This is a genomic window from Geodermatophilus sp. CPCC 205506, from assembly GCF_051383635.1.
Taxonomy (GTDB): domain Bacteria; phylum Actinomycetota; class Actinomycetes; order Mycobacteriales; family Geodermatophilaceae; genus Geodermatophilus.
On record NZ_JALPKP010000002.1, the window covers coordinates 76482 to 91033 of the forward strand.

13 protein-coding genes are annotated in these 14552 nt (G+C 75.3%); 5 read left to right on the plus strand and 8 right to left on the minus strand.

Features of this window, described 5'->3' with window-relative positions; all coding sequences use genetic code 11:
- Positions 1-69 precede the first annotated feature (69 nt).
- On the plus strand, positions 70-2976 hold the full coding sequence (locus MY520_RS01765; RefSeq protein ID WP_436689467.1) for an ATP-binding protein: 2907 nt from the start codon (positions 70-72) through the stop codon (positions 2974-2976).
- Positions 2977-2989: 13 nt separating this feature from the next.
- On the opposite strand, the gene MY520_RS01770 is transcribed toward MY520_RS01765, so the two are convergent.
- From MY520_RS01770 to MY520_RS01780, 3 genes are all read right to left on the minus strand, one after another.
- On the minus strand, positions 2990-3817 hold the full coding sequence (locus MY520_RS01770) for an NAD(P)H-binding protein (protein WP_436689469.1): 828 nt from the start codon (positions 3815-3817) through the stop codon (positions 2990-2992).
- A gap of 125 nt (positions 3818-3942) precedes the next feature.
- Positions 3943-4821, minus strand: coding sequence for an RNA polymerase sigma-70 factor (locus tag MY520_RS01775; protein ID WP_436689471.1), 879 nt, complete (start codon positions 4819-4821; stop codon positions 3943-3945).
- Positions 4818-5408: a carboxymuconolactone decarboxylase family protein gene (locus tag MY520_RS01780; RefSeq protein ID WP_436689473.1), complete on the minus strand. Its 591-nt coding sequence runs from the start codon at positions 5406-5408 to the stop codon at positions 4818-4820. Before MY520_RS01780 ends, MY520_RS01775 begins: the two co-directional genes overlap by 4 nt.
- A gap of 172 nt (positions 5409-5580) precedes the next feature.
- Between MY520_RS01780 and MY520_RS01785 the strand changes: the two genes are divergently transcribed.
- On the plus strand, positions 5581-6975 hold the full coding sequence (locus MY520_RS01785) for an FAD-binding oxidoreductase (protein ID WP_436689475.1): 1395 nt from the start codon (positions 5581-5583) through the stop codon (positions 6973-6975).
- 91 nt (positions 6976-7066) lie between these two features.
- Here the strand turns inward: MY520_RS01785 and MY520_RS01790 are convergent, their stop codons facing one another.
- On the minus strand, positions 7067-8275 hold the full coding sequence (locus tag MY520_RS01790; RefSeq protein WP_436689477.1) for an FAD-dependent oxidoreductase: 1209 nt from the start codon (positions 8273-8275) through the stop codon (positions 7067-7069).
- A gap of 91 nt (positions 8276-8366) precedes the next feature.
- Here MY520_RS01790 and MY520_RS01795 point away from each other — a divergent pair, with 91 nt between their 5' ends.
- The gene (locus MY520_RS01795; protein ID WP_436689479.1) at positions 8367-9032 is read left to right on the plus strand and encodes a TetR/AcrR family transcriptional regulator; all 666 of its coding nucleotides are present in this window, start codon (positions 8367-8369) and stop codon (positions 9030-9032) included.
- 15 nt (positions 9033-9047) lie between these two features.
- Here the strand turns inward: MY520_RS01795 and MY520_RS01800 are convergent, their stop codons facing one another.
- From MY520_RS01800 to MY520_RS01815, 4 genes are all read right to left on the minus strand, one after another.
- Positions 9048-9617, minus strand: a complete 570-nt coding sequence (locus MY520_RS01800; RefSeq protein WP_436689481.1) for a dihydrofolate reductase family protein — start codon at positions 9615-9617, stop codon at positions 9048-9050.
- Positions 9614-10033 carry a VOC family protein gene (locus MY520_RS01805; RefSeq protein WP_436689483.1) on the minus strand — a complete coding sequence of 140 codons (420 nt, stop codon included), beginning with the start codon at positions 10031-10033 and terminating at the stop codon, positions 9614-9616. Before MY520_RS01805 ends, MY520_RS01800 begins: the two co-directional genes overlap by 4 nt.
- Before the next feature lie 80 nt (positions 10034-10113).
- A complete protein-coding gene (locus MY520_RS01810) occupies positions 10114-10992 on the minus strand; it encodes a sugar phosphate isomerase/epimerase family protein (RefSeq protein WP_436689485.1) in 879 nt (292 codons plus the stop codon).
- A gap of 19 nt (positions 10993-11011) precedes the next feature.
- Positions 11012-12199 (minus strand): phytanoyl-CoA dioxygenase family protein, encoded by a 1188-nt coding sequence (locus MY520_RS01815; RefSeq protein WP_436689487.1) that lies wholly within the window; start codon positions 12197-12199, stop codon positions 11012-11014.
- 100 nt (positions 12200-12299) lie between these two features.
- On the opposite strand from MY520_RS01815, the gene MY520_RS01820 reads away from it, so the two are divergent.
- Both MY520_RS01820 and MY520_RS01825 read left to right on the plus strand, forming a co-directional pair.
- Positions 12300-13343 (plus strand): LacI family DNA-binding transcriptional regulator, encoded by a 1044-nt coding sequence (locus MY520_RS01820; protein ID WP_436689489.1) that lies wholly within the window; start codon positions 12300-12302, stop codon positions 13341-13343.
- Positions 13344-13459: 116 nt separating this feature from the next.
- Positions 13460-14479 (plus strand): Gfo/Idh/MocA family oxidoreductase, encoded by a 1020-nt coding sequence (locus tag MY520_RS01825; RefSeq protein WP_436689491.1) that lies wholly within the window; start codon positions 13460-13462, stop codon positions 14477-14479.
- Positions 14480-14552 lie beyond the last annotated feature (73 nt).

Sequence of the window (14552 nt, forward strand, 5' to 3'; positions counted from 1 at the left end):
GACACCGGTGTCCCCTGGTCCGCAGCCCACGGGACGCCGCTGGGCGTCGGGAGCCCTGGAGGCGGGGCGATGCGGACCGAACTGGTGGGACGACGGCACGAGCTCGCCCTGCTCGTCGACTGCCTCGACGGGGCCATCGCCGGCCGGGCGCGCCTCGTGCTGTGCCGAGGCGAGCCGGGGATCGGCAAGACGAGGCTCACCGAGGAACTGGGCGCGCTCGCCGGTTCCCGGGACGTCGCCACGGCCTGGGGTGCGACCGCTGAGGCGACGGGGGCCCCGCCGTTCTGGCCGTGGCGCCAGGTCCTGCGCGCGCTGGCCGACTCCGTCGACCTCCGGGCCGTCGCCGCGGCATCCCGGCTGGAGGCGGACCTCGGTTCCCTGGCACCCGACCTCTTCCCCGACGGGCCGGGCCGCACCGAGGTCGGCCCCTCCGACGTCACGCGCTTCCGGTCGTTCGACGCGGTCGCCCGGCTCCTGCGGGAGGTCACCCGCGCCCGGCCGGTGCTCGTCGTCCTCGACGACCTCCACCGCGCCGACCCGGCCTCGCTCCTGCTGCTCCGGCACGTCGTCGGGACGATGGCCGGCCAGCGGCTCCTCGTCGTCGCCACCCACCGGGACACCGAGCCGGTCGCGCCCGTCGTGACCGAGCTGCGACTCGAGCCGGTCACCGAGGTGCTGCACCTGCGCGGTCTCCCCGCTCCGGCCGTCGGCGCCCAGCTGACCGCGCTCCTCGGACGGAGCCTCAGCGACGGCGAGGTCGAGCGGGTGCACGCCCGGACCGGGGGCAACCCGTTCTTCGTCCGCGAGGTCGCCCGGACGCTGGGGGACCCGCGGGCGGGGGCCGCGGACGCGCCCGTCCCGGACGGCGTGCGGGCGGCGATCGCGGCGCGGCTGGGGCGGCTGTCGGCCGGCTCGGCGCGGGCGCTGGCCGCGGCGTCGGTCATCGGGCGGGAGTTCGCCGCGCCCACGGTCGCCCGGGTGCTCGACGTCCCGGTGCTGGCGTGCCTGACCGTGCTGGACGAGGCGGCGGCGGCCGGGATGGTGGAGGCCACCGCGGTGGCGGGGCGGTTCCGGTTCCCGCACGACCTGGTCCACGACGCGGTGGAGGCGGACCTCGGCACGTCCGAGCGGGTGCGACTGCACCGCCGCGCGGCCGAGGCTCTCGAGCCCCCGCTCGACGGGACGTCGGACGGCCGGCTCGCCGACCTCGCCCGGCACTGGGCGGTCGCCGCCGTGGCGGGCGAGCGCGCCCGCGCCGCCGCCTGGATCCGGCGGGCGGCGGAGGAGGCCGGGCACCGCCTGGCCTACGAGGAGGCCGCCCGGCTCTACCGCCTCGCGGTGACGGTCGGCGCGGGAGACCTCGACGACGGCCTCCGGTGCCGGCTCCTGATCGACGCCGGCACGGCGCTCCGACTGGCCGGAGACCTCTCCGAACGGCTGACCGTCAGCCGCCAGGCCGCCGCCATCGCCCGCCGGCTCGGACGGGCCGACCTGCTGGCGGAGGCGGCCGTCGTGCTCGAGGGCGGGTTGCCCGACGTGGAGTCGGAGGTGACCCTCCGCCGGTGGTGCGAGGAGGCGCTGGCCGGCATGGAACCCCACCCCTCCGCGCTCCGGGCCAGGGTGCTGGCGACCCTCTCCGACACCTGCATGTACCTGGGCGACGTCGATGCCGCGCGCGCCGCCAGCGGGCAGGCGCTCACCGCGGCCGAGGCGTCCGGCGACCCGTCCACCCTGGCGGCCGCGATCCGCGCCCGGCAGCTGGTGGCGACGGGTCCGGACGGCGTCGACGAGCGGTCGGACCTGGCCGAGCGCATGGCCGCGCTCGGCAGCGTCACCCGGGACCCCCGCACGCGGATGTGGGCGCACCTGTGGCGGATCGACGTCGCCTTCCAGCACGGGGATCTGACCGCCGTGGACCGGGAGATCGGACCGCTGGCGCAGTGCGCCGAGGAGGTCCGCAGCCCGGTGGCGCGGTGGCACGTGCTGCAGTGCCGCGCCGTGCTGGCCCAGTCGCGGGCCCGCTTCGCCGACGCGCGCCGGCTGGCCGACGACGCCCTGGCCGCGCTCCCGCCGTCCGCCACCGGTCACGGGTCGGCGGTCATCAACCGCACCGGCCTGCTGGCCGGGGTCGCACTGCACACCGGCGACGAGGCGGACCTGACCGGGCTGCGGCCGCCGGGCCGTCCGGGTGCCGACGGCGGTGACCTGGACTTCCCGACCGAGGAGGTGATCTTCTCCGCCGCCGCGGCGTACCTGCTGGCGGTCACCGGTCGGTTGCCGGAGGCCGCCACGGTCCACCGCCGGCTGGGGCCACCCGCCGGCTGGCGGCCGATCCCGCACACCACGACGGTCTGCTTCGCCTTCGGGATCGGCACCGCGCTCGCCCTCGACCTGCGGGACGACGTCGCGGTCCTGCGCGAGCGGCTGGCCCCCTTCCGCGGCCAGCACGCCGTCAGCGGAGCCGGCGCCATCGCCTACGACGGCCCGGTGGACCTGTACCTGGGGATGGCCGCCGGCCACCTCGGCCGGCACGACGAGGCGATCGCCGACCTCGAGTCGGCCGTCCGGGCGTGCACGGCCAACGGCGCGGCCGGGTTCGCCGTCCAGGCCGGGTACGAGCTGGCGGCCGTGCTGGCCCGCCGCGGCCGGACCGGTGACCGCACCCGTGCGCGGCGGCTGGCCGCCGACGCGGCGGAGCGGGCCACGGCGCTCGGCATGCGCCCGTGGGCGGACCGGGCCCGCGACCTGGCCCGGCGGCTCGACGGCGGGCGGGCCGATCCGCTCACCGCCCGGGAGCGGGAGGTGGCCGCCCTCGTCGCGGAGGGCCTGACGAACCGGCAGATCGCTGCCCGCCTCCACCTCTCCGAGCGCACCGCGCAGAACCACGTCCAGCACATCCTCACCAAGCTGGGCCTGGCCAACCGGAGCCAGCTCGCCGTCCGCACCGTCCGGGGGACGATCCGCGCGGACGGGTAGTGCCGCCGCCGGCTCAGGCCGGAGTGCGGGCCGGGAGCGCCGCCGCGACGGCGTCCTCCAGGCTGGTGGCCGGATGACCGAGGACCGCCTCGAGATCCCCGGTCTGGTACTCGAACCCGCCGGTGCGGATGAACGGGCCGATCCCCAGCATCCCGATGATCCCCTCGTCCTCGTCGACGTCGCGGTGGACCACCGTGCGGCCGCTGAGCCCGGTCAGCACGGCGGCCAGCTGCGGGTACGTCCAGAGCCGGCCGGTGAAGTCGTAGGCCCTCCCGAAGCGGTTCCCGTCGGTGAGGACGACGGCGGCCGCCTCGGCGAGGTCGGCGCGGGTCGCCGTGTTCAGCCCGCGCCCACGCGTGCTGCTGGTCAGCTCGCCCGTCTCGATCGCGGCGGCGAGGTCGGGGCTGATGAAGAAGTCCGAGTAGATGGGGTGCCTGAGCACGGTGGCGGGCAGCCCGCACCGCAGGATCGCCTGTTCACCGGCGTGGTGCTCGCCGAGGACCCCCTCCTCGACCACGTCGGCCCCCAGCCCGCTGGTGTAGGCGATGCCGCCGACACCCGCGTCCAGCGCGGCGGCGACGACGTTGCGGTGCTGGGGGATGCGGGCGCCCAGGTCCGTACCGGAGATGTACAGGAGCCGGTCCGCGCCGTCGAACGCCGTCCGGAGACTCTCCGGCCGGTCGTAGTCCCCGAGACGGACGTCGACCCCCCGCTCGGCGAGGTCCGCGGCGCTCGCGGGGTTCCGGACCGCGACGGCGACCTCGGCCGCGGGCACGCGCTCCAGCAGGCGCTCGACCACGAGCCGGCCGTACTGACCGGTGGCTGCTGACACGACGATCATGACGACTCCCGAGAAACGCAGGCCGCGAGGGGCCCTCTGGTCGTCCCGGAAGGGGCACCGGGACGGCTCCACCTTGACCGGCCCGCCCGTCCGGGACATCCGCCGAACTACTCATCCGCGCCCGGTCACCGGCTGAGCTCGGCCTCCTCGTCCACCCGGGCCAGCTTGTGCGGGTTGCGGACCGCGTAGACCCGGGTGATCCGGCCGTCCTCGATCGCCAGGCTCACCATGGTGTCCAGCTCGCCGTCGACGTCGATGCGTGCCGCCGGGCCGCCGTTGAGCCACACCGGCACGACCTCCAGGCTGACCGGCAGCCGGACCAGGCCGGCCAGGAGTGCGGCCACCCGGGCGGCACCCTGGATCGGGCGGCGGGCCGCGGCGACCACACCGCCGCCGTCGGCCACGACGACGACGTCGGGCGCCAGCACGGCCAGCAGCCCCTGCAGGTCGCCGCCGCGGACCGCGGCCAGGAACCGTGCCACGACGGCCTCCCGCTCGGCCCGGCTCACCTGAACCCGCGGCCGCCGCGCGGCCACGTGCTCGTGGGCGCGGTGCGCGATCTGCCGCACCGCCGCCGGCGACCTGCCGATCGTCTCGGCGATCTCGTCGTACGGCGTCTCGAACACCTCGCGGAGCACGAACACCGCCCGCTCGGTGGGGCCGAGGGTCTCCAGCACGGTCAGCATCGCGAAGGAGACGCTCTCGGCGAGCTCGACGTCCTCGGCCACGTCGGGGCTGGTGAGCAGCGGCTCGGGCAGCCACTCGCCGACGTACTCCTCGCGCCGCCGGGCCAGCGTGCGCAGCCGGTTGAGCGCCTGCCGGGTGACGATCCGCACCAGGTAGGCCCGCGGGTCGCGGACGTCGGCCCGGGCCGCGTCCCCGAGGTCCGCCCACCGCAGCCAGGCCTCCTGGACGACGTCCTCCGCGTCGGCGGCGGAGCCGAGCATCTCGTAGGCGACCGTGAACAGCAGGCTGCGGTGGGCGACGAACGGGTCGTCGGTCATGCCGGCTGCACTGCCCCGTCCGGCCGCGCCAGCGGCGCCAGGCCGCACGAGGCCGCGAGGCCCGCGGCCTCGATGCCGAGGGCGACGTTCGAGCGCGCGTACAGGTTGGCCAGCGCGACGAACGTGGTGAGCTCGACGAGGGCCGGCGCGCCCAGCCGGTCCAGGAGCCGGGCGGAGAGCTCGTCGGTGACGGTCGGCGGCGTCTGCGACATGGCCTCGGCGTACTCCAGGACGTCGCGCTCCAGCGGGGTGAACACGTCGGACTCGCGCCACCGCGGCACCTCGCGGGCCTTGGCCTCGTCGAGCCCCTTGTTGTGCGCTTCGAAGTACCCCAGGTCCAGGCAGAACGAGCAGCCGATCAGCGCCGCCACCGCCATGTGGGCGTAGGACTTCAGGTCCTCGTCGCACGCGTGCCACCGCGCGGACCTCCGGCCCAGGCCGAAGCTGAACCGCAGCACCGGCCGGTGGTGCCACAGGACGCCGAGGGCCTCGGGCACCTCGCCGAGCATCTTCCTGCTGACCCCCTTGAGGACGGCGCCGTAGACGCCGGTGATCTCGGCCGGGGGGACGCGGGTGGTGCTGGTCATGTCTCCTCCTCGCTGCTGGTCTCGACATGGAGACACCGGCCGCGGCCGATCCGTGACAGCCTCCGGCGGATCTCCTCGGCCGCAGGTCACCTCACCGTCCGACCTTGACCGTTCCCGGCCACCCGGCGAAGCATGATGCCCCGCGGGGGGCCGAGTGCCGGGGGGACGTGCCGTGACTGCTTCCACGCTGCGCCATGAGCTGGACGATCTCCGTGCCCGCGTGGCGGGCACCGTGACCGCGCCGGGCGACCCGCGGTACGACGAGGCCCGTGCCATCTGGAACGGGATGATCGACCGCAGACCGGCCGCCGTGGTCCGGGCGTCGAGCGCGGACGACGTCGCACCCACCATCGCCTTCGCCCGGGAGCACGGGCTCGCCCTGGCCGTGCGCGGAGGTGGGCACAACGTCGCAGGCAACGGCTCGGTCGACGACGGGATCGTGCTCGACCTCGCCGACCTGTCCGCCGTGACGGTGGACCCGGCGACGGCGACCGTGCGCGTGGAGGCGGGTGCCACCCTGGCCCACATCGACGCAGCCACCGAGCCGCACGGGCTGGTCGTGCCGATGGGGGTGGTGTCGAGCACCGGGATCGCGGGGCTCACCCTCGGCGGGGGCGTCGGCTGGCTGACCCGGGCCCACGGGCTGGCCGCCGACAACCTGGTCTCGGTGGACCTGGTGACGGCCGACGGGCGGCAGCTCACCGTCGACGAGACGCACGACCCCGAGCTCTTCTGGGCCCTGCACGGCGGCGGCGGCAACTTCGGGGTGGTCACCGCCTTCACCTTCCGCGGGCACCGGCACGGCCCGCAGCTGTTCGCCGGCAACCTGGTGTTCGGGCCGGACCGCTGGCGGCAGGCGTGGGCGGCGCTGGAGGAGTGGACGCGGGACCTGCCGGACGCGATGCAGGCGATCACGACGACGTTGACCCCGCCACCCGTCGCCGAGATGGGGGACGAGCCCCTGCTGTTCATCGGCTTCGCGTGGGCCTCACCCGACCGTGCCGCGGGCGAGGCCCACGTCGGACGGTTGCGCGCGCTCGCCCCGCCCGACCAGGAGGAGATCGGCGACATGCGGTGGGTCGAGTGGCAGGCCGTCTTCGACCCGCTGTTCCCCAAGGGATCGCGGGCGTACTGGCGCAACACCTCCTTCGACCGGCTGGACGCCGACGTGGTCGACGTGCTGGTCGGCCGCGGAACGGAGCAGACCTGGTCCGGCACCGCGTTCGACGTCCACCACATGGGTGGCGCGTTCGGCCGGGTGGCGGAGGGCGCCACGCCGTTCCCCAACCGGGCCGCCCGGTTCTGGCTCAACATCTACGGGTTCTGGACCGACCCGGCCGACGACGACGAGCGGGTCGGGTTCGTCCGCGGCATGTCCGCCGACATGGAGCCGTTCGCGACAGGGGGCCACTACGCCAACTTCCAGGGCCTCGAGCCGGCCGGCCACCGCGGCTTCGACCCCCGCACGGTCTTCGGACCCGCGAAGTACCAGCGGCTCGTCGAGGTGAAGCGCCGCCACGACCCCGGGAACGTCTTCCACGTCAACCAGAACATCCCTCCCGGCTGAGAGCTCCGGTCGGCTCCGCGGTAGGACGTCCCGGACCGCGGCCGCCCCGCCCCGGAGCGGGCGTGGCGCTGCCGAGGACGACGAGCACGGCTCAGTCGCCGATCAGCGCGAGCTGCTTGTTGATCTCGCGCGGGTTGGAGTCGCCGGCCACCTTCTGCAGGAACGGCGTGTGGTCGAAGACGAAGTCGCGCACCGCCCGCAGCGGCGCCGGCGCGTGGTGGAACACCTTTCCGAGCACCCAGGCCATCTGCACCTGCCTGGCCGTGTGCGGCTTGCGCGGGGCCTCGTAGGACTGCAGCGCCCGCTGGACGGCGGCGAGGTCGGTGAGGTCGACGCCGCGGAGGGCCCGGCCGAGGAAGTAGCCGTCCTCGATCGACATGCCGGCGCCGTACGCGGCGTAGGGGGAGGTCGGGTGCGCGGCGTCGCCGACGAGCGTGGCGCGCCCCTTCGACCACTGCTTCAGCGGGGGGCGGTCGCGCAGCACCCAGCGCTGGACGTTCTCCGGCTCCGTCGCGGCGATCAGGCCGGGGAGCGGAGCGGGGAACTCCGCGGCGAGCTCGGTGGCCGACGCCTTGAGGTCCGCCGGAGCCGGGGCCTCGGGGTCGGTGGCGGTGAGCACCCACCACTGGTGGCCGTCACGGCCCTTGTGCCGGATCGACGTCCAGCTGCCCTGGGTCGTCCGGCTGTGGGTGAGGACGCACGTGTTCGGCACGGTCCCCGGGACCTCGGCGAAGGTGAAGCCGCCGAAGATGTGCAGCCGGTGCTCGCGCTTGGGCGCGTCGCCCCACAGGGTGCGGCGCACCAGGGAGTCGATGCCGTCGGCCCCGATCAGCACGTCGTGCTCGGCCCTGCTGCCGTCGGCGAATTGCAGCGTGACGGCCCGGTCGTCCTGCTCGATCCGGTCCACCTGCTGGTCGAAGCGGATCACCCCGCCCGGGATCGCGGCGAGCATCCGCTCGTAGAGCTCCGGGCGGAGCAGGCCGATGAAGCCACCGCCGAAGGCCCGCTGCACGTCCTCGTCGAGCTTGACGTCGACGCGGACCCGGCCCCGGACGTTGCGGAACTCGGAGTGGGTCGGCGCGCCGAGGTCGTCGGTGTCCACGCCGAGCGCACGCAGCGCCTTCAGCGGCGGCGGCCACAGGTTGAGGATGTTGCCGGCCGGCCGTGCCTCCCGGTAGCGCTCGTAGACGACGACGTCGTGGCCGGCCCTGATCGCTCCGAGCGCGGCGGCCATGCCGGCCGGCCCGGCACCGAGGACCGCGACGCGGCCACGGGCGGCGGACGGGGAGGAAGGGGTCACGGGACGCTCCGTCGTGGCGACTGAAACAGTAGCGTGCGCTATTGTTGACGGCGGACTGTAGTGCCCGCTCCAGCCGGGGAGGATGGGCGCCATGGGTGCTGCCGACTCGATCCCGTCCGCCGACCTCGAGGTGCGCCCGCCCAAGCAGCGCCGCAGCCGCGAGGCGTGGAACCGGGTGCTCGACGCCGGCGTGGGGCTCCTCGAGGACGGCGGCTACGACGCCTTCACGATCGCGGCGGTCTGCGAGCGCGCGCAGGTCGCCCCTCCCGCCATCTACGCGCGCACGACCAGCAAGGACGGGCTGTTCCTCGCCGTCTACGAGCACGGCATCGCCGGCATCCGCGCCGAGCAGGCGGTCTTCTCCGACGCCGCGCACTGGTCCGGGCTGGCTCCCGCCGCGCTGGTCCGCGAGGCCGTCGCCCAGCTCGTCGGCATCTCGCTGCGGCACCGGCGCTTCCTGCGCGCCGTCGTGCTCGTCTCCGGCGTCCACCCCGACGTCCAGGCGCGCGGCGGGCACTACGTGCACGAGCTCGCCGGCCTGTTCGCCGGCGTCGTCCTGCGCGCCCGGGAGACGATCACGCACGACGACCCGGAGCGCGCCGTGCGCAGCTGCTTCGGTTCGACGTTCTCGACGACGATCCTGCGGCTGGCCTACGGTCCCGGCTTCACCACGCCGGAGCCGGTCGGCGACGCCGCGTTCGTCGCCGACCTGGGGGAGACGGCGGTGCGCTACCTGCTCGGCGACGTCCCGGGCTGAGCGGCCTCGGTACGGTCAGTGCCGGACGCGGTAGCGCAGGTGGGTCGCGTCGCGGCCGTCGAGCCGCCGGACCAGCTCCAGCTCGACGCGCCGGCCGTCCCCGGCGTCGAACAGCCGGCGGCCGGCGCCCAGCAGGACCGGGACGAGGTGGATCTCCAGCTCGTCGAGCTGGCCCGCCCTGAGCAGGGCCTGCGCCGCGCCCGCGCCGTGCACCATGACGGCACGGTCGCCCGCGTCGGCCCGGGCCGCACGGGCGCACTCGGGGACGTCGGTGTGGAACGTCGTGGTGCCCGGCGGTACGTCACCGTCGTCGACGTGGTGGGTCAGCACGTGGATCGGCACGCCGTCGTGGTGGTCGCCGTTCCAGCGACCGGCGAGCTCGAAGGTGCGCCGTCCGGAGATCACGGCGCCGGTGGCCACGGCCTCGGCGAACACCTGCCCGTTCGGCCCCGGAGACATGCGGTCGTCGAGCCAGTTGAACAACCGCCCGCCGTCGCGGCCGAGCTCCTGCCCCGGCCGGTCGTCCGGTCCGGCGATGAAGCCGTCCAGCGACATCGACATGTAGAGCCGGATGGGCGCGGTCATCGGTCCGGCCAGTCGGCGGCGGTCAGGCCCTGGGGGTGACCCGGTGGCCACTGGACCAGCTCGATCCGGTTGCCGTCCGGATCGGTGATCCACGTCGTCCGGAGCTCGCCCGAGCCGTCCGGCGAGCCGGGCGGCTCCGCGTCGACGCCCCGGGCGGCGAGGTCGGCGATGGTCGTGTCCAGCGACTCCACCGAGATCACGAGATGGCTGAGCCGGGTACCGGGGCCGATCTCACCCCGGGCGGGATCGTGGACCAGCTCGATGGTGACGACGTCGTCGCCGGGCAGCTTGAGCATGGTCAGGTGCCCGATCTCGGTCTCGGGGACGGTCCCCACCACCTCGTACCCGACGGCCGTGTAGAAGGCGAGCGACCGCTCGAGGTCGGCCACCCGGAGTCCGAGGTGCGAGGTCCTCATCGGGGTGCTCCCGTCGTCGTGGTGGGCCGGACGAGAGGGGAGACCGGCCGGGACCCCGGTGCTCATCGGTCCGGCCGTGGTCACCGCTGGACGGGAGGGGCCTGGAGCAGCGTCCGGGCGGTGGTCGCGGCGTGCGCGGCGGCCTGCCGGACCTCGAGCCGGCGGTGCCCGGTGGAGAGGATCTCGACGCCCCAGGGGCCGCGCCAGCCGGCGGTGCGCAGGGCGGTGACGACGCCGGGCAGGTCGAAGGACCCCTCGCCGCAGTAGCGACGCCGGTCCACGGTGTCCTCGAACAGCGTGCCGACGACGTCGGCGTCGGCGTCGTCGAGCTCCACGCCGACGATCCGGTGCAGCGGGAGCGCCGCGAGCTCGGCCGCCGGCGTGCCGGCACGCTCGACGTGCCAGACGTCGACGACGACCCCGCCTGCGGGGTGGCCGGCCTCCTCGACGAGTCGCAGCGCGTCGGCGGCGGTCGGGATGTTGGACCAGGGCAGGAACTCGATGCCCAGCCGGGCCCCGGCGTCGGCGGCCTGGGCGGCGAGCAGCCCGAACTCGGCCGCCCAGTGCCCGGGGTCCCACGGCGCCCCGCTGGTGTCGGGGGTGACCTTGAGGTGGCGGGCGCCGAGCGCCTCGGCGGCGGTCAGGACGAACCGGCGCAGCCCGTCCGACCGGGCCCGCTCCGCGCCCTCGCTCCACCAGTCGGGCAGCCCCTCCAGCTCCAGGTGGACGATGCCGTTGTCGGCCAGCATCGCCCGGACGCCGGCCAGGCCGTGCTCCCGCTCGGCGACGGCCAGGTCGACGGCGAGCACCCCGAAGCCGGTGAACCCCGCGGCGGCCGCCGCCTCGATCCGCTCCCGCAGCGGGACCGGGCTGCGCCAGTCCTCCCGTGACGGCGCAGCGTCGCCTGCCGTCGTCCAGCAGGTGGCCAGCAGCTCCTCGGCGGCGGTTCCGTCGTCCATCTCCGCTCGTGGTCCTCAGTCAGAGGGCGCTGGCGCGCCGCTGGGTGTGAGCGGTGAGCTCGGCGTCCAGCGCGTCGGGGGTCCAGCGGGCCTGCAGCGCGCGGAGGACCAGCTCGGCCTGGCTCTCGGGCGCCAGGCCGCCGATCGGCTGGTCGCGGTCGAGGTTGGTCGGGAACGCGTACCCCTCGGCGGCGGCGGCGACCACGTTGCGCAGCGTGCGCTCGTCGGTGCCGCGGCCGGCCAGCTCCAGCAGCGTCGGGTAGACCGCGCGGACCATCGCCGTCCGGTCGACGGTCTCCATCGCCCGGCCGAAGGCGGAGGACACCTGCAGCAGGTTGGCCATGCGGCGCACGTCGGCCGACCGGTTGGTGCCGGCGCCGTGGAAGAGCGCCGGGTTGAAGAACGCGGCGTCGCCCTTCTCCAGCGGCAGCTGCACGAAGTGCTCGTCGAAGTAGGCGGTGAACTCCGGCTGGTGGAACCCCACGTAGCCGGGGGCGTACTTCTGCGAGTGCGGCAGGTACATCGTCGGGCCCGTGACCACCGGCATGTCGCAGTGCGCCACCGCGCCCTGCAGGGTCATGGCGGGGGAGAGGCGGTGCACGTGCGCCGGGTAGGCCAGCGCCTGCTGCTCCGACATGAAGCCCAGGTGGTAGTCGCGGTGCGCGACCTGGGCCTTCCCGCCGGGGTTGACCACGTTGACCTGGCTGGTCACCTGGTAGTTCGGGCCCAGCCACGCCTCGGACACCAGCGCGATGACGTCGTTGCCGTAGTACGCGGCGAAGGCCTCCGGGTCGCGGACGGCGAACTTGTCCAGCGCACCCCAGACGCGGTCGTTGGCGCCGGGCGTGGCGAAGTGGTCCCCGCCGACCACGCCCGCCGCCTTCTGCTCGGCGATCATCGACTCGAAGACGGCGGTGGCCCGGTCGACGACGGCGGGATCGGGGAAGGCGCCGGCGAAGACGACGATGCCGGGCCCGTCGGTGAGGGCGCGGGCGAGCTCGGCCTGGACCTCGCGCCGCCCCTCCGGGGTGGCGGCGTGCTCGCGCAGCCGGGAGCCGTAGACCAGGACGTTCTCGCGCACCTCGTCGGCGTGGGGGTGGTCGGCCAGGTCGGTCGGGGTCTCGACGACGGCGCGGAAGTCGGTCAGGCGGCAGTCCTCGGCGGTGAACCAGCCGGAGCCGGTGCGGGTGGTGGCCGGTGCGGGCATGACGGCGTCCTTCCGGAGGGGGTGGGTGGACCGAGCCTGACGGAGCCGGCGACGGACCCACAACCTCGCCGGGCCATCATTTCCCCCTCAGAATGGCCCCGTGCCGCACCCGTACCCGATCCGCGAGATCGCCCGGCAGGCCGGCCTGTCCGAGGCGACCGTCGACCGTGTCCTCAACCGGCGCGGCGGCGTCCGGCAGAGCACGGTGGACGAGGTGCACCGCGCGATCGCCGACCTGGACCGGCAGCGGTCGCAGGTGCGGCTGACCGGCCGGACGTTCTTCCTCGACGTGGTCGTCGACGCGCCCGCCCGCTTCTCGCAGGCGGTGCGGGCCGCGCTGGAGTCACAGCTGCCGCTGGTGCGCCCGGCCACCTTCCGCGCGCGGTTCCACCTCGCCGAGGCCCCGCCGATCCCGGAGCTGGTGGCCACGCTGGACGGCATCGCGCGGCGCGGCTCGCAGGGCGTCGTCCTCAAGGCCCCCGACACCCCGCCGGTCGTCGCGGCGGTGGAGCGGCTGGCCGAGGCCGGGGTCCCCGTCGTCACGCTGGTCACCGACCTGCCGACCAGCCGCCGGGTCGGCTACGTCGGCCTGGACAACCGGGCCGCCGGGGCCACCGCGGCCTACCTGCTCGACCAGTGGCTCGGCGACGACGGCGGCGCGGTGCTGGTCACCCGCGGAACCGGCTCCTTCCGCGGCGAGGACGACCGCGAGATGGGTTTCCGCGCGACCCTGCGGCAGGTGCGGCCCGGCCGGCGCCAGGTCGACCTGGTCGACCCCAGCGGGGACGACGAGGTCCTGCGCGGTCTGGTCCGCGAGGCGCTCGACGCCGATCCGGAGATCGCCGCCGCCTACTCGCTGTACGCCACCGGCGGCAACGCCGCGACCCTCGCCGCCTTCGCCGACGCCGGGCGGCGCTGCCGCGCGTTCGTGGCCCACGACCTGGACGCCGAGAACCTCGCGCTGCTCCAGGAGGGGCGGCTGTCGGCGGTGCTGCACCACGACCTCGCCCTCGACCTGCGCCGCGCCTGCCACGTGGTCATGCAGGCCCACGGTGCGCTCCCCGGCGCGCCGCGCTCCTGGTACTCCGGCGTCCAGGTGGTCACCCCGCACAACGTGCCCGTCGATGCCCTGTCCGGGCGCTGAGGCATTGATGGGTATTTGAGGGATCGGCGACGTTGACGCTGCTGTGGTGGCGGCCACAGCCTTGACCCCGACGCGGCCCGCACCGGCGGGCCGGCCAGGAAGTCGGGGAGGCCGTCGTGGGGCTGGACGTCGGGGTCATCGGGGTGGGCATGATCGGCCAGGAGCACATCCGCCGCCTGGACGGCGGCCCGGGCGGCAGCCGGGTGGTCGCCGTCGCCGACGCGGACGCCGACCGCGCCGCCGCCGTGGCCGGGCAGCTCCCGGACGCGAAGGCGCTGCCCACCGGCGAGGAGCTGATCGCCTCGGACGCGGTCGACGCCGTCGTCGTCACCTCGTGGGGTCCGACGCACGAGCCGTACGTGCTCGCGGCCGTCGCCGCCGGCAAGCCGGTGTTCTGCGAGAAGCCGCTGGCCACCACGGAGGAGGCCTGCCGCCGGATCGTGGACGCGGAGGTCGCCGCCGGCAGCCGGCTGGTCCAGGTGGGCTTCAACCGGCGCTACGACCCGGCGCACCGTGCCCTCAAACAGGCGCTGGACGGCGGCGCCATCGGCGCTCCGCTGCTGGTGCACTGCGCGCACCGCAACGCCTCGGTGCCCCCGCACTACACGCGGGACATGTCGATCGCCGACACCGCGGTCCACGAGATCGACGAGCTGCGCTGGCTGCTCGGCCGGGAGATCGCCGCCGTGCAGGTGCTCACCCCGCGCAAGAGCAGCCGCGGCGGCGAATTGCAGGACCCGCTGCTGGTGCTGTTCGAGATGTCCGACGGCGTGCTGGTCGACGTCGAGGTGTCGGTCAACGTCCACTACGGCTACGAGATCCGCTGCGAGGTGTCCGGGGAGACCGGCACCGTCGAGCTGGCCGACCCCGCGCCGGTGACCATCCGCCGCGAGGGCGCCGTCGCCGGTCTCGTCCCCGGCGACTGGCGGGAGCGCTTCGCCCTCTCCTACGACGTCGAGCTGCGGGAGTGGGCGGGCACCGCCGCCGCCGCGCAGCCGCCGCAGGGACCGGGCGCCTGGGACGGCTACGTCGCGCAGGTCGTCTCGGACGCCGCGCTGCGGTCCCTGCACTCCGGCGGCCGGGTCCCGGTCGAGCTGCCGCCCCGCCCGGACCTGTACGCGTCTCCGACGTCGTGACGCCCCCCGGACCGAGGTCCGACCGCGCCCGTGCTGCCACGATGCGGGCACCGGCCGCCACGGAGCGCCTCGC

Excerpts from the sequence above, each read along its gene's own strand:
- MY520_RS01800 (WP_436689481.1), bottom strand. The coding sequence starts at position 9,617 with ATGACCGCGCCCATCCGGCTCTACATGTCGATGTCGCTGGACGGCTTC.
- MY520_RS01775 (WP_436689471.1), bottom strand. The coding sequence starts at position 4,821 with ATGACCGACGACCCGTTCGTCGCCCACCGCAGCCTGCTGTTCACGGTC.
- MY520_RS01780 (WP_436689473.1), bottom strand. The coding sequence starts at position 5,408 with ATGACCAGCACCACCCGCGTCCCCCCGGCCGAGATCACCGGCGTCTAC.
- MY520_RS01765 (WP_436689467.1), top strand. The coding sequence starts at position 70 with ATGCGGACCGAACTGGTGGGACGACGGCACGAGCTCGCCCTGCTCGTC.
- MY520_RS01810 (WP_436689485.1), bottom strand. The coding sequence starts at position 10,992 with ATGGACGACGGAACCGCCGCCGAGGAGCTGCTGGCCACCTGCTGGACG.
- MY520_RS01770 (WP_436689469.1), bottom strand. The coding sequence starts at position 3,817 with ATGATCGTCGTGTCAGCAGCCACCGGTCAGTACGGCCGGCTCGTGGTC.
- MY520_RS01805 (WP_436689483.1), bottom strand. The coding sequence starts at position 10,033 with ATGAGGACCTCGCACCTCGGACTCCGGGTGGCCGACCTCGAGCGGTCG.
- MY520_RS01815 (WP_436689487.1), bottom strand. The coding sequence starts at position 12,199 with ATGCCCGCACCGGCCACCACCCGCACCGGCTCCGGCTGGTTCACCGCC.
- MY520_RS01795 (WP_436689479.1), top strand. The coding sequence starts at position 8,367 with ATGGGTGCTGCCGACTCGATCCCGTCCGCCGACCTCGAGGTGCGCCCG.